Here is a 13,765-nt window from a genome sequence, read left to right as displayed (position 1 = left end):
GGCGTCGTTCCTTCCAGAAAGCATTCAGATACGGTGACCGCGCAGGGTCGGGCGCTGCAGGCTGCCGGCGTTGGTGTTCACGCCGCGGTCGAACACCAGCATGCCCTGCTCCAGGCGGCAGTCGACGTGATCAGAGAAGGCGGTCTCGACGAAACGCCAGAGCATGTGTAGGCCGCCCGCGTCATCCCAACGCCCATGGGCTACCACGGGCGTCTGCTCGGGCTGATACTGGTGATGCAGGTAGTTGCCGGTGATGCTGGTCTGCGATTCGATCGGCTGGTACAAGCCGACCCGAACGTGATGGCGACCGCGGTGATCGACGAGGGTGAAATCGCAGCCCTCGGCGTCGAAGGCCAGGGCGATTTCGCGCACCTGGTCCTCGTTCGGCTCCATGCGGTAATGCCCGGCCAACCCGGCAGCCGCCGCAGACGCGCTGGCGCCTTCGAGCACGGGTAGGCGCAGCCCATCGAGCAACGCATCGAGCTTGGCCTGGGCCGCGCCGGGCGCTTGCGCGGTGCGCCCAAGGCCTGGGAACAGGTGCTCCCAGAGCGCCGCGTGGAGGCGCTTTTCACCCAGGCGCAGGCCGCTGGTGAACACCATCACGGTGTTCTGCGCCGGCAGCACGATGCACTGCTGGCCGAACACGCCAGAGGCGTAATAGCCGCCATTGCGCAGCATCCACCACTGGTAGCCGTAGCCTTCGCGGCGATTGCTCGCGGCATTGGCGGCGTCGCGCGGCAGGTACTGCTTGCCGTCGAACTCGCCCATCCACACATCCTCGACCTGGTTGCAGGTAGCGGCATCGACCCATTCGCCCGACAATAGCTGCTGCCCTTGCCATTGCCCCCGCTGCAGGTGCAGCACGCCGAACTTCAGCGAGTCCTCGCTGGTGCAGCTCAAGCCGTTGCCACCGCTGTTATAGCCGCCTGGCGCCAGATCCCAATGCAACGGATCCATGCCCATGTGGCGCAGCACGCGCTCGTCGAGCAACTGGTGCAAGGTCTTGCCGGTGACCTGGGTGACGATGGCCGAGAGCATGAAGCTGCTGGCACTGCTGTAGATGAACGCCTTGCCCGGGGCCTCGTCGACCGGCTCGTTGAGAAACGCCGCCACCCAGCTGGTGGAAACGTTGCGCCAATCGCCACCAGAAATGCCACGGCGATGGCCGGTGCGCATGGTCAGCAGGTCCTCGACGGTCATCGCCGCCAGGTTGTCGCTGATGCTCGGCGGGCACAACTGCGGGAAAAAACCCACCACCTTGTCGTCCAGTGCCAGGCGCCCGTCGTCGATCAACAGGCCGATGGCGGTGGCCGTCCAGCTCTTGGTCGCCGAGTGCTGGACATGCGCACGCCGCGCCGCATAAGGCCGCCAGAACGCCTCGCTGACCACGGCGCCGTCGCGGTACAACATGAAGCTGTGCAGTTCGAGGCCCTCGGCCTGGACCGCCTCGATGAAATCGACGATGGCCTGCGGATCGACACCTTTGTCCTGGGGCAAAGCGCGGGGAAGTGGGCTGTAACTCATCACGGGTGTTCCTTAAAATAACGCGGGCGACCATCTATGTTTTTATATGCAAGATAAAACAAAGATGAGTAAATAGATTGTTGCAACGCTGTACTTCGAGCTGCCTGTGCTCCCTGCCAGGCAGGCTTTTCTCCCCTGTCACAGGAACGACGTCGTCCATGGTTCAACTCACTTCGCTGCAGACCAAGGTTGCCGGCCAGATCCTTGCGGCCATCCAGAGCGGCGAGCTGGCGCCCGGCAACCATCTGAAGGAAGTGGAGCTGGCCGAACGCCTTGGTGTGTCGCGCTCGCCGGTGCGCGGAGCGCTGGCGTACCTGGCCGACCAGCAACTGATCGAGCCGATGGCCAACCACGGCTTCCGCGTGCCACTGGAGCCGGTGGCAACGAACGCAGGCGAACTGCAGAACGAGGAGGACGCGCTGTACGCGCGCCTGATCGACGACCGCCTCAACCAGTCGCTGCCAGACCAGATTTCCGAGAGCGACCTGCTGCGCCGCTACGACGTCGGCAAGAGCGTGTTGCGCCGTTGCCTGCTGCGCCTGTCCGACGAAGGTGTGATGCAGCGCAAGCACGGCCATGGCTGGCAATTCGCGCCGACTCTCAGCGACAAGCAGACACGCTTCGAGAGCTATCGCTTCCGCATGCTGCTCGAACCGGCCGGCCTGCTGGAGCCGACCTTCCGCCTCAACCAGGAACAGCTGCAGCGCTGCCGCAGGCAACAGCTGGACCTGCTCGACGGCATCGCCGACAGCAAGAACTTCTTCGAGAGCAACGCCCAGTTCCACGAGTTGCTGGCCGCAGCTTCGGGCAACGCCTACATCCTGCAAGCGGTGCAGCAGCAGAACCGCCTGCGCCGGCTGACCGAGTTCCATTCGGTGAACAACGTCGAGCGGGTCAAGGCGTCGTGCCGTGAACACCTGGCGATCCTCGATGCGCTGGAGCAAGGCGACAACGAATGGGCTTCCACCCTGCTCCACCGCCACCTGGAGGTCGCGAGCAAAATGGGCGTGGCGCGGAGCAAGGCGTAGGTCCATTACCAGAGCGCCACGGTGTAGCCGATGATCACGCGGTTTTCATTCATGTCGCGCAGGTAGTTGGCCTTGGTCAGCGCATTGCGCCAACGCAGCGACACCCCCTTCAGCGGCCCGCCCTGGACGACATAGCCCAGGTCGATATCGCGCTCCCACTCGCGGGCTTCGCCATCGAAGCCCCTGACCTGTGCCTGGTCACCTTTGGCCCAGCGCGTCGAGAAGCTCAGGCCCGGCAGGCCCAGCGCCGCAAAGTTGTAGTCGTAGCGCGCGTGCCAGGTGCGCTCTTTGGTCTGGGAGAAGTTGCTCAACTGGTATTCGGAGAACAGGAAGGTGTTGGTGCCGTCTACATAGGTGAACGGGGTACTGCCGAACTGCTCCTGGTAACCGCCGCCGAAGGTGTGGCCGCCATGGCTGTAGGCCAGGCGGGTACTGAGCGCGCGGTTGTCGACCTGGCCCGCCAGCCCTGCGCCGGACTTGTCCGCGTCGAAGTAGCGGATGTCGGTTTTCAGCGCACCGCCGCCCAGCGCGAAACTGTGTTTCAGGCCCACGTAGTGCTGTTGGTAGATGTCTTCCAGCTGGGCGTAGTGGTAGGTCAGCTGCAGGCTCGGCGTCAGCTTGTAGTCCCCCCCGATGAAACGGAAGCGATCGCTTTTCGCCGTGCTGCGGTAGGCGCCACTCTGGCTGGTCAGGCCCATTTCCTCGTAGTCGGTCGACTCGCGCTGGCGGACCCGGTCGATCTGCCCGCCGATCAGCGCCAGGCCATGGATATCGCCAGAGCTGACCTGCGTGCCACGGAAGGTCTGCGGGAATATCCGGCTGGTGTTCGGCTGCAACGTCGGCAGGTCCGGCAGCAGGTGGCCGCTGCGCAGTTCGCTCTTGGCAAAGCGCATCTTGCCGGTGACACCGAGCTTGGCATACTCGTCCTGGGCCCGCTTGGCGTAGCTTGGCTTACCCGGTTCGGCCTCGTTGTCCCGAGCCAGCAGGCCGGAGCCCGAGCGGTCCGGGCTGGAGTCGAGCTTCAAGCCCAGCATGCCGATCGCGTCGACGCCAAAACCGACCACGCCTTCGGTAAAGCCCGATTGCAGGTTCAGAGTGAAGCCCTGGGCCCACTCCTCGCGCTTGGATTGCCCGGCGCCTTCCCGGTAGTCGCGGTTGAAGTAGTAATTCTTCAGTTCCAGCGTTCCCTTGCTGTCCTTGATGAAGTCGGCATGGGCCTGTGCGCTCAACAGGCCAACGCCAGTCAACAGCACGTTCAGGTGGGTGTGTTTCATGTTTCTGGCTCCCGGCAGTCGTTTTGAGAATGTTGTTCTTGTTGTTTTCGGACATGACTTCCCCCGTCACGCCGGTTTTGCAGCCGGCGTGTGGGCGTCAGTCAAGGGGTCAGGTCAACCGGTGCGACGTATTCGGTAACTACCGTCGTCGAGTTTTTCCAGCGGGCTGGCCGCGGCCAGCAGCTGCCTTGTGTACGGGTGTTGCGGGTGGTCGAAGACCTGTTCGCGGCTGCCCACCTCCACCACCTCCCCCTGGTGCATCACCGCCACCCGGTGAGCGATGCGCTCTACCGCCGCCAGGTCATGGGAGATGAACAGGCAGGCGAAGCCGTATTGCGCCTGCAGACGCTCGAACAGTTCGAGGATCTGCTTCTGGATGGTCATGTCCAGGGCCGAGATCGGCTCGTCGGCGATGACCAATTGCGGGTGCCGGACCAGCGCCCGGCCGATCGCCACGCGCTGGCGCTGGCCACCGGACAGCTGGTGCGGGAAGCGCTCGGCGAATGCCTCTGGCAGGCCGATGTCGCGCATGGTCTGCAGCACCCGCTCACGCCGCTCGCCGGCATTCAGGCCCGGCTCATGACGCAGCGGCTCGATGAGGATCTCGCCGATACGCATGCGCGGGTTGAGTGACGAAAACGGGTCCTGGAAGATCATCTGGCATTGCAGCCGGTGGGTGCGGTTGGCGGCCTTGAGGATATCCACGCCCTTGAAGCGGATGGTGCCCGCGCACGGCTTGACCAGCCCGACCAGCGAGCGCCCAAGGGTGGTCTTGCCCGAGCCACTGCCACCCACCAGCGCCAGGGTCTCGCCAGGCGCGATGCTCAAGCTGGCGGAATGCACCACCCGCTTGTAGTGACGCTTGCCCCAGAAGTTCGCAGGCCCGGGATGCTCGATGCATACCTGATCGACCTGCACCAATGGCCCATCGCTCACCGGCAGGGCTGGCAGCTCACCGCGACGCGGCAATGCCTCCAGCAACTGGCGGGTGTACTCGGCCTTTGGCGCCAGGAGGATATCGGCAATCGCCCCCTGCTCCACCGCCTTGCCGTGGCGCATCACCACGACCTTGTGGGCATAGCGCGCCACCAGCGACAGGTCGTGGCTGATGAACAGCACGGCAGTGCCTTGCTCGCGGGTGAGCTCGAGCATCAGCTCGATCACATCCAACTGCGCCAGGCAGTCCAGCGCCGTGGTCGGCTCGTCGGCAATCAGCAGCTTGGGCCGCAGCAGCATCACCGAGGCGAGCATGATGCGTTGGCGCATGCCGCCGGAGAACTGATGCGGATAGGCCTTCAGGCAACGTTCGGCATCGCCGATGCCGATGCGTTGGAGCATCTGCACGCAGCGCGCGTGGATCTGCTGGGGGCCCAGGTCGGTGTGCAATTGCAACGCCTCGGCCATCTGCCGGCCGATGCTCAGGGCCGGGTTGAGCGAGACCATCGGCTCCTGGAACACCATGCCGATCTGCGCGCCGCGGATGGCGCGCAGGGCCTGGGTGCCCAGCTGCGTGAGGTCGCTGCCACGAAACTCCAGGCTGCCGCCACACACCTGCATCGGCAGGGGCAGCAAGCCGATGGCGGCACGCGCGGCCATGGTCTTGCCGCTGCCCGACTCGCCTACCAGGGCGACGATCTCGCCCGGTGCCATGTCGAAGCTCAGGCCATCGACCGCCAGCGCGCCGTGCTCGCCCACGCGGATCTGCAGGTCACGTACCCGCAGTAGCGAATTTGACTGGGACATGATCACTTCCTCATCCGCGGGTCGAGGCGATCGCGCAGGGCGTCGCCGAACAGGTTGATGGCCAGCAGCGCCAGGCAGATGAACAAGCCTGGGAAGATGCCGAGCCAGCTCGCCGAAGCGATGTACGGGCGGCTGCTGGCGAGCATGTTGCCCCAGGTGGCCGCCGGCGGCGGAACGCCCAGGCCAAGGAAGCTCAGGGCGCTTTCCGACAGCAACGCCCAGCCGAACATGCTGGTGGCCAGCACGCACAGCGGGGCCAGGCAGTTGGGCGCGATGTGCCGCAGCATGGTGTACAGCTCGGAATTACCGATCACCCGCGATGCCTCGATGAACTCCAGCTCGCGCAGCGACAGCACGCTGCCGCGCACCACGCGAACCACCGACGGCGTGTAGGCGATACCCAGGGCGAGGACGATGCCGTACTGGCTGGCGCCGATGATCGCCATGATGCCAAGGGCCATGAGAATGCCCGGGAACGCCAGCAACGCGTCGTTGAACATCATCAGCACGCGGTCGGTCCAGCCCCGCAGGTAGCCCGCCAACATGCCGATCAGGGTGCCGGCGACGACCGCGAAGCTGACCGACAACAGGCTGATCCACAGGCTGGTGCGAGCGCCGATCAGCAAGCGGCTGAACACATCGCGGCCGAACTCGTCGGTACCCAGCCAGTGCGCGGCCGATGGCGCCTGGAAGCGCGCCAGCAGGTCGATGCGCAGCGGGTCGTAGGGTGTCCACAGCACGCCGAGCAGGGCCAGCAGCAGCAACGTCAGCAACAGCGATGCGCCAATCAGGGCGTTGGCCGACGGCCAGGCCCGCGGCGCCTTGCGCACGGGCAAGTCCAGCGTTGCCAGTGGCGCGCAGGAGGGTTTCGAACTCATAACTTCACCCTTGGATCGAACAGTGGGTAGAGCAGATCGACGAACAGGTTGACCAGCACGTAGACGAAGGTGATCAGCAGCAGGCAGCCCTGCAGCACCGGGTAGTCGCGGGCAAAGATCGCCTCGACCATCAGCCGCCCGATGCCCGGCAGGGTGAACACGGTTTCGAGCACGGCGATGCCGCCGAGCAGGTTGCCGAGGATCAGCCCGACCAGCGTCCAGGTCGGCGCGAAGGCATTGCGCAGGGCATGGCGCCACAGCACGGCACGCTCCGACAGACCCTTGGCCCGGGCATGGGCGATGTACTCCAGGCGCAGCACCTCGATGGTGCTGGCCCGGGCCATGCGGGCGATGGCGCCGACCTCCACCAGGGTCAGGGTGACGATCGGCAGCACCAGGTAGGTGAGTGCCTGCCAAGGCGCCTGGCCGAAGCTGACATAGCCCACCACCGGCAACCAGCCGAGCTTGATGCCGAAGGCATAGAGCAACAGCAGGCCGAGCCAGAAGCTGGGGATCGACAGCAGCAGCGTGGCGCTCATCACCAGCCCCAGGTCCAGCGCGCTGTTCTGCTTCCAGGCAGCCAGCAGGCCCAGGGGCACGGCGATCAAGGTAGCCAGCAGCACGGCGACCAGAACGATGCTGGCACTGACCGCAAAGCGCTCGAAAATCAGCGGCAACACCGCCTCGCGGGTGCTGATGGAGAAGCCCAGGTCACCACTGAGCACCGCCTTGAACCAGATCAGGAACTGCGTCACCAGCGAGTGATCGAGCCCTAGGGCCTGGCGCATGTCGGCCAGGCTTTGCGGGTCGGCCATGTCGCCGAGCATCAGCAGTGCCGGGTCGCCGGGAATCAGGCGGATCAGCGCGAACACCATCAGCGAGATGAGCAGCAGGGTTGGCACGGCCATGCCGAGCTTTTGCAGGATAAAGCGCAACATCGTTCAGACCCCTACCCTACTTCGCCGCGAGGCTGACGCCCCACAAGCGTGGCTTGGCCACCGGCCAGGAGTGGTAGCCGCGCACGCTGTCGCGCAATGCACCGGTCACCGTGCCGTTGTAGATGATCACCATCGGCGTGTCGTGGATCATCATCCCGTGCAGCTGGTCGAACAACGCCTGGCGCTTGGCCGTGTCGCTTTCACGCGTGGCCTGGCGCAACAGCACCTGGGCTTGCGGGTTGTCCCAGACCTTGCGTGGCTCCTTGGCCTTGTCGCCCATCAGCGAGTCGAAGCCCAGCGCCGGGTCCAGCCGCGACGAATAGGAGAACGACATCATCTGGTAGTTGCCGCTCTGGTAGCGCTCCAGCTGGGTGCCCCACTCCAGGGTTTCCATCTGGATGTTCAGCCCGCTGGCCTGGGCCATGGCCTGGGCCAGCACGCCCATGTCGAACATCTGCTGGTAGCGTTTGTTTACCAGCATCGTGATCGGCTGGCCTTTGTAGCCGGCTTCCTTGAGCAGGCGCTGGGCCTCGGCAGGGTCGTAGCGGTAGCCCAGCTCGGCGGCCTTGTCGTGGAACGCGCTGGAGCTCGGGATCGCCGAGTTGTTGGGTTGCGAGAGGCCGTTGGACAAGGCATTGACGATTTGCGGGTAGTCCAGAGAATGGGCGATGGCCTGGCGGATACGCCGGTCCTTGAGCAACGGGTCGTTGGTCTGGAACAGCAAGCCGCAGATGGCCATGATCGGGCTGGCCGATACCTCTATGCCCGGCAGTGCCTTGAGCTCCTGGGCGTCACTGGCGGTGACGTCGGGCAGCAGGTCGACGTTGCGCGACAGCAGCGCGGCCTTGGCCGACGACGGGTCGGGGATGATCATGAAGCGAACGCTGTCGACCAGCGCCTGCTTGTTGCCGGTGAAGCCATCGGGGCCGGCCTCGTTGCGCGCACTGTAGTCCTGGAAACGCTTGAGCAGCACGTACTGGCCCGGTTTCCACTCGCTGAAGGTAAACGGCCCGGTGCCCACCGGGGCTTTCCAACTGCCATCGGCGGCCAGGGAGTCCGGATGCAGGATACCGGCACCGCCACAATCGGGGCGCGCCATGGACGCCAGGAACAAGCCGTTGGGCTGGTCGAGGGTGAAGACCACGGTGCGCGCGTCGGGCGTGGCGATATCGACGATTTTCGCCCCGCCCCGGCCGTCGAACTCCGGCAGGCAGCGCCACTGGGTCTTCGGGTCGAGGTAGCGTTGCCAGGTCCATTTGACGTCGGCCGAACCGAGGGTTGCACCGTTATGGAAATGCACACCGTCACGCAAGGTGAAGGTGTAGGTGAGCCCGTCGTCGGAAACCTTCACCGCTTGCGCCAGCAGCGGCCCGACCGAAGCATCTTCGCGATGGGCCACCAGCCCTTCGACCACATGGAGGATCACGGTATCGGTGTTTTCGTCGCGGTTGACGCCCGGCTCGGTACTGCGGATGTCGGCCCCCAGGCCGACGCGCAGCGTGGTGTCGGCCAGCGCGTAGGGCGCGAGGGTGGCAAGGGTCGCAAGGCCAAGCGCCTGCAAGGTGCGGCTCATGGGGGGATTACGGAAGCGATGCACGGGAGAGGTTCTCCTTCGCTGAAGGACCGGTAGAGGCAGGCCCGGTCTCGAGGTTCTGATCGTATCGTTCTTGTTAGGGCCTGACTGGGATCAGCGCCGGAAGCGATCTTGTTTTTTTTGGATTGCGCAGACATCTTCACAGCGTTCAGCTGGAATGTAAATGTTTTTTTATAGATAAAAAAACATTGAAGTGCAAACTGATAAACCCTTGGGCGGGTCTGGACGCGGATGTGGGCGCCAGCGTCAGGCGCGCAACGCACGCCTTGAAACCGCTGAGCCCTACCGTACCGCCCAGGAAAAATGGCTATCAAGGTTCAGGCAGGCGTCGATGTGCTCGGTTGGCTTGAAATCGAGCATGAAGTCGACCAGGGTGTAGCCATCCTGCTCGATGATGTAGGTGCTGCCTTTGTTGTAGATGCGGTTCTGATGGTAGAGGGAGGTGCCGACAGGCCACGGGTTGAATTGCCCCGGCAAGATGAGCTGGGTCACCGCCGCGTATACACCCAGACCCCCATCGCAATCACCGCCAACCCGATCAGCACGCCCTCGCGCCGCATCCAGTGCCACGGCAGGCGCTCGAACCTGGCCTTGACCGCCCGTATGGCGCGATCCCAGGTCGCGATCTTGCCGCCACGGATCACTCCGTTGGTGAAATACAACGTGCCAAGGAACACCACTAGCGGGCCGACCCAGCGCAGCCACGGCGAATTGCCGGCCCATGCATGCGCCAATGCGGCAGGCGCCAACGCTGGAACGATGTGCCGTAGCATCAGCAGCCCGGCACCTTGCCGATACAGGCGCCGGGGTAGCAGCCAGCGGCTCAGCGACGCATCCAGCCCCCCCAGCGGCACCGCCAGCTTCGACCACAACCGGTAGGCCTTCAACCCAATGAAGATCACGCCCGCCACGTACAGTGGGATCACCAGCACGAAGGCCGGATCGCCCTTGGATTTCGAGTAGCTGATAACCGACGGCAGGATCACCACCGACAATGCCAGCCACAGGAACACCAACAACGGTCGAAAGCTCGCGGCCGGCAGCCAGTCGCGCCAGTTGTCGAGTGGGGTAAGCCCCAACCGCTCCGGCATGTCCGGGTGGTGGTACTCGATGGTCTCGGCGATCTGGGTAAAGCGTTGCCAGTCATGGCCGCTGAAGCCGTCGGCCATGGCCCGCCGCCGGCGGTCGCTCAAGGGCTTGAGCAGCAAGGCGGCGGGCTGGCCGAGGGCCTTGTCGTCGTCGTTCCTGACCAGATCGTTGCGCACGGCGTCTTCCATGGCCTGCAGTTCACAGCGACGGATGAAGCGGTCCCAGCGCCAGTACTCGCACGGCAGATTGGCCTGGGCTTCGTCCCAGCCCATGGCTTGGCAGACGCCCTCGAAGAATGCCGGCGACCAGTGCGGCGCCACGTCGAGCAGGTCGAGCAGGTTTTGCTCGAACTGCTCGCGGCGCTCGAAGGGCAACAGCCAGTCGCTGGCCAGCCAATCGCGCAACGCATCCACCACCTGACGCTCCTTGCCCTCGGCGAGCCAATCCTGCATCTGCTCCAGGGACGGCTCTGGCGGTCGAACAGCAGGCGCGATGTCGACAGGCTCCGCGTGGGTGGCCTGTGGGGCGTACTCCGGAGGCGGTTCGCTCGAGCCCAGCGGCGGATCGATACACGCCTCATCATCGTCCTCATCCAGCTGCGCACGCCAGCGCGCTTCCTCCAGCGAGGCCTCGTAGGCTTCGCGCAGGCGCTGGAAGGCATCGGGGTCTTCGTCGGGACGATGGTGCTTCAGCAGCCGCGCATAGGCGCGCTTGATGCTGCGTTCGTCAGCGTCCGGGTCGAGTTCGAGCAGTTGCCAATGACTCATGAGGGCTCAGACCTCGCCTTCGAACTGCGCCAGGCGCTCGTTGATATCGCTGCGGGCCTTGCGGATCTGGTGTTCGTCCTGGGTGTCGAGCATCTGCTGGAAGTAGTTGGCCAGCGCTGCGACATGGTCGCGGCCGTCGCCGAGGCTTTCCTGGTACAAACGGTCCAGCCGGGCCAGCAGCAGCGTGTTGACCTGCTGGTCGCGGGGGTGCACTTTCAGCGCTTCGAGGGCGGCCAGGCGTTGGGCGATTTCTTCTGGTTGCAGCACACCCGGGTTGTTCTCGATCACCAACCGGCGGGTTTCGCCATTGACCGGCAGGTGCACCTGGGCTTCGAGCAGGCCGTTGTTGTCGTAGGTGAAGCGCACATCCAGGGACACCTCGCCGGCCTTGAGCGGCGGCACCGGGATCTCCAGCTCGCCGAGGAAGATGTTGTTGCTCACCAGGCGGCTTTCGCCCTGGTAGATCTCCAGCTTCACCAGCTTCTGGTTGTCGTGGAGCGTTGAAACGGTACGCGACCGGCTGACCGGCACCACCGTGTTGCGCTCGATGATCGGCAAGTAGTGCCCGCTCTGGAAGCCATTACCCTGCTGCACGCTGGTCTCGATGCCCAAGGTGTACGGGCAGACATCGGTGAGCACCACTTCTTCGAGCGAGGCATGGCGGGCCTGCAGCGCCGCCTGGATGGCCGCGCCCTGGGCAACCACCTGGTCGGGGTTGAGCTGCATCGACGGAATGCGCCCGAACAGCGACGCCACCAGCTTGCGCACCAGCGGCATGCGCGTGGTGCCGCCGACCAGGAGGATTTCGTCGAGGTCGGCGACCTTGATCCGGGCATCGCGCATGGCGCGTTCGATCGGCGCGCGCAGGCGGTCGAGCAAGGGGCGGACGATGTCGGCCAGTTCGCCCTGGGTCAGCTCGACGCTCCACTCTCGGGTCTGCTCGCGCAGCACGAAACGCTCTACCGGCGCCTGGCCCAGGGCATGCCGTACCCGCTGTGCCTCGCGACGCAGGCGCTGGGCGATGCTCGGCTGGGTGGTGTCCGGCAGGTCGGCGGCACCGACCTTGGCGATGAAATGGGCGACGAGCAGGTCGTCGAAGTCTTCACCGCCGAGGAAGTTGTCGCCAGCGCTGGCGCGGATTTCCATGACGCCTTCGAACAGCTCGAGGATGGACACGTCGAACGTGCCCCCGCCGAGGTCGAACACCAGAAAGTTCGCTTCGTTGCGCTGTTGCAAGCCATAGGCCAGGGCGGCAGCGGTGGGTTCGTTGACCAGTTTCTCGACCTTCAACCCGGCCAGTTCACCAGCGATGCGCGTCGCCTTGCGCTGGGCATCACTGAAGTATGCCGGCACGCTGATCACCGCTTCGTGCACCGGCTCGCCCAGGGCCCGCTCGGCGTCGGCCTTGAGGCTGCGCAGCAGCATCGCCGACAGCTCCTCGGCGCGGTAAGCGCGGTTGCCGAGCTGGGTTTCGCGGGCGCTGCCCATGTAGCGTTTGAACAGCGAGGCGGTGAGGTGCGGGTGAGTATGCAAGCGCTCACGGGCGATATCCCCGACCACCAGTTGACCCTGGTCGTCGAGGCCGACGACGCTAGGGGTAAGCAGCTCGCCCAAGGCGTTGGGGAGTATGCGGGCATTGTCCCCTTCCCAGACAGCCACGAGGCTGTTGGTGGTGCCCAGGTCGATACCAATGATCACTATCACTCTTCCTTAAATGACGCGGCGGGGCAGTAAAGCACATCTGGCGAGCCTTCGCCCGCCCTCAGCTGAACACCCAGAGCACGCGGGTGGGCTTGTCGGTCAGGTTGGCGTAACGAAACCGGGCGTGGGGTTGCAGTTGGAAGCTGTCGCTGGCACGCAGCGTGACCGGCTCACCGTCGCCCAGCCAGACGGTCAGCTCGCCTTCGAGCACGAAGCAGCCCTGCTCCGAGCTGTCGTCCAGGTACTCCTCGCCACTGCTGGCGCCAGGTTCCAGGTGGCTGTCGAGCATGGAGAACGCACCGGTGATGGCGGGCGACGCCAGCACATCGGTGATGCCACCGGCCAGGTGCAGCGTGCGGCGCTCATGCGGGCGGGTGACCCAGTCGAGTTCGCGGGGCTTGTCGAGCTTGTAGAAGTAGGCGGTGGAAACGCCAAGTTCCTCGCTGATGGCCGTGAGGTCGGCCACGGTCGGGCGCGAGACGCCGCGTTCGACCTGGGAAAGAAAACCCACCGAACGGCCGATGCGCTGGGCCAGTTCGCCCAGGGTCAGGCCCTTGAATTTGCGCAGGTCGCGGATCAGTACTGCCAGGGCTTCGATTTCTTCGTGCGGGTTCATGGTTGAATCGAGGGGCTATCGGACGAGGATTTGGAGCCCTGAAAAGTACAGGATTCATTTCGCAAAGGAAAATGCCTGATGCGAGGCTGGCCTGGCACGGGCTGCGTCCGTGTTCGCGGGGCAAGCCCGCTCCCACAGAGTAGGTAGCGGGCTTAGCGATCCCTGCCCTCAGCTGACAGCCGCGTAGGTCAGGTCCAGGCACTTGCGCGCCTTGGCCACCAATTCATCGATCTCCTCGGTGCTGATCACCAGCGGCGGTGCGATGATCATGGTGTCGCCCACGGCGCGCATGATCAGCCCGTTGTCGAAGCAGTGTTGGCGACAGATCATGCCTACTCCCTTGCCTTCATGGCGAGCGCGAGTGGCCTTGTCCTTCACCAGTTCGATCGCACCCAGCATGCCCAGGCCGCGCACCTGGCCCACCAGCGGATGGTCGGCCAGCTCCTGCAGACGCTGCTGCAGGTACGGCGCGGTCTTCGCATGGACCTGCTCGATGATCTTCTCGTCGCGCAGGATGCGCAGGTTCTCCAGGCCCACCGCAGCCGCCACTGGGTGCCCGGAGTAGGTGAAGCCATGGTTGAAGTCGCCGCCTTCGCTGAGCACCTGGGCGACC

The 13,765-nt window shown here is 64.8% G+C and carries 12 protein-coding genes; 1 reads left to right on the top strand and 11 read right to left on the bottom strand.

Annotation, left to right across the window (positions count from 1 at the left end):
- Nucleotides 1-24: 24 nt before the first annotated feature.
- The gene (locus IAE37_RS23485; protein WP_201177408.1) at nucleotides 25-1,524 is read right to left on the bottom strand and encodes a serine hydrolase domain-containing protein; all 1,500 of its coding nucleotides are present in this window, start codon (nucleotides 1,522-1,524) and stop codon (nucleotides 25-27) included.
- Between the two features lie 158 nt (nucleotides 1,525-1,682).
- On the opposite strand from IAE37_RS23485, the gene IAE37_RS23480 reads away from it, so the two are divergent.
- Nucleotides 1,683-2,552 (top strand): GntR family transcriptional regulator, encoded by an 870-nt coding sequence (locus IAE37_RS23480; RefSeq protein WP_201177406.1) that lies wholly within the window; start codon nucleotides 1,683-1,685, stop codon nucleotides 2,550-2,552.
- A 5-nt stretch (nucleotides 2,553-2,557) separates the two neighbouring features.
- Here IAE37_RS23480 and IAE37_RS23475 read toward each other — a convergent pair whose 3' ends face one another.
- The 10 genes from IAE37_RS23475 to IAE37_RS23430 form a co-directional block, all read right to left on the bottom strand.
- A complete protein-coding gene (locus IAE37_RS23475; protein WP_201177404.1) occupies nucleotides 2,558-3,826 on the bottom strand; it encodes an OprD family porin in 1,269 nt (422 codons plus the stop codon).
- Between the two features lie 114 nt (nucleotides 3,827-3,940).
- Nucleotides 3,941-5,569 (bottom strand): ABC transporter ATP-binding protein, encoded by a 1,629-nt coding sequence (locus tag IAE37_RS23470; protein WP_201177402.1) that lies wholly within the window; start codon nucleotides 5,567-5,569, stop codon nucleotides 3,941-3,943.
- A gap of 2 nt (nucleotides 5,570-5,571) precedes the next feature.
- Complete coding sequence (locus tag IAE37_RS23465; RefSeq protein WP_201177401.1) at nucleotides 5,572-6,447, bottom strand: ABC transporter permease; 876 nt, start codon at nucleotides 6,445-6,447, stop codon at nucleotides 5,572-5,574.
- Nucleotides 6,444-7,385, bottom strand: coding sequence for an ABC transporter permease (locus tag IAE37_RS23460; protein ID WP_201177399.1), 942 nt, complete (start codon nucleotides 7,383-7,385; stop codon nucleotides 6,444-6,446). The genes IAE37_RS23465 and IAE37_RS23460 overlap by 4 nt, the downstream gene beginning before the upstream one ends.
- Before the next feature lie 16 nt (nucleotides 7,386-7,401).
- On the bottom strand, nucleotides 7,402-8,958 hold the full coding sequence (locus tag IAE37_RS23455) for an ABC transporter substrate-binding protein (RefSeq protein ID WP_201177449.1): 1,557 nt from the start codon (nucleotides 8,956-8,958) through the stop codon (nucleotides 7,402-7,404).
- A gap of 303 nt (nucleotides 8,959-9,261) precedes the next feature.
- Nucleotides 9,262-9,471, bottom strand: coding sequence for a hypothetical protein (locus IAE37_RS23450; protein WP_201177452.1), 210 nt, complete (start codon nucleotides 9,469-9,471; stop codon nucleotides 9,262-9,264).
- Nucleotides 9,468-10,835, bottom strand: a complete 1,368-nt coding sequence (locus IAE37_RS23445; RefSeq protein ID WP_201177397.1) for a J domain-containing protein — start codon at nucleotides 10,833-10,835, stop codon at nucleotides 9,468-9,470. The genes IAE37_RS23450 and IAE37_RS23445 overlap by 4 nt, the downstream gene beginning before the upstream one ends.
- Before the next feature lie 6 nt (nucleotides 10,836-10,841).
- A complete protein-coding gene (locus tag IAE37_RS23440) occupies nucleotides 10,842-12,533 on the bottom strand; it encodes an Hsp70 family protein (RefSeq protein WP_201177395.1) in 1,692 nt (563 codons plus the stop codon).
- Between the two features lie 64 nt (nucleotides 12,534-12,597).
- Nucleotides 12,598-13,152 carry a helix-turn-helix domain-containing protein gene (locus tag IAE37_RS23435; RefSeq protein WP_201177392.1) on the bottom strand — a complete coding sequence of 185 codons (555 nt, stop codon included), beginning with the start codon at nucleotides 13,150-13,152 and terminating at the stop codon, nucleotides 12,598-12,600.
- A 168-nt stretch (nucleotides 13,153-13,320) separates the two neighbouring features.
- A partial coding sequence (locus IAE37_RS23430; protein ID WP_201177391.1) for an aminotransferase class III-fold pyridoxal phosphate-dependent enzyme occupies nucleotides 13,321-13,765 on the bottom strand: 445 nt, incomplete at its 5' end.

Origin of the sequence: Pseudomonas sp. S31 (assembly GCF_016648105.1) — a bacterium.
GTDB lineage: Bacteria > Pseudomonadota > Gammaproteobacteria > Pseudomonadales > Pseudomonadaceae > Aquipseudomonas.
Note: the sequence above shows the minus strand (reverse complement) of the source record. Positions and strands in the feature narration are given on the sequence as shown.

Excerpts from the sequence above, each read along its gene's own strand:
- IAE37_RS23485 (WP_201177408.1), bottom strand. The coding sequence starts at position 1,524 with ATGAGTTACAGCCCACTTCCCCGCGCTTTGCCCCAGGACAAAGGTGTC.
- IAE37_RS23480 (WP_201177406.1), top strand. The coding sequence starts at position 1,683 with ATGGTTCAACTCACTTCGCTGCAGACCAAGGTTGCCGGCCAGATCCTT.
- IAE37_RS23475 (WP_201177404.1), bottom strand. The coding sequence starts at position 3,826 with ATGAAACACACCCACCTGAACGTGCTGTTGACTGGCGTTGGCCTGTTG.
- IAE37_RS23470 (WP_201177402.1), bottom strand. The coding sequence starts at position 5,569 with ATGTCCCAGTCAAATTCGCTACTGCGGGTACGTGACCTGCAGATCCGC.
- IAE37_RS23465 (WP_201177401.1), bottom strand. The coding sequence starts at position 6,447 with ATGAGTTCGAAACCCTCCTGCGCGCCACTGGCAACGCTGGACTTGCCC.
- IAE37_RS23460 (WP_201177399.1), bottom strand. The coding sequence starts at position 7,385 with ATGTTGCGCTTTATCCTGCAAAAGCTCGGCATGGCCGTGCCAACCCTG.
- IAE37_RS23455 (WP_201177449.1), bottom strand. The coding sequence starts at position 8,958 with ATGAGCCGCACCTTGCAGGCGCTTGGCCTTGCGACCCTTGCCACCCTC.
- IAE37_RS23445 (WP_201177397.1), bottom strand. The coding sequence starts at position 10,835 with ATGAGTCATTGGCAACTGCTCGAACTCGACCCGGACGCTGACGAACGC.
- IAE37_RS23435 (WP_201177392.1), bottom strand. The coding sequence starts at position 13,152 with ATGAACCCGCACGAAGAAATCGAAGCCCTGGCAGTACTGATCCGCGAC.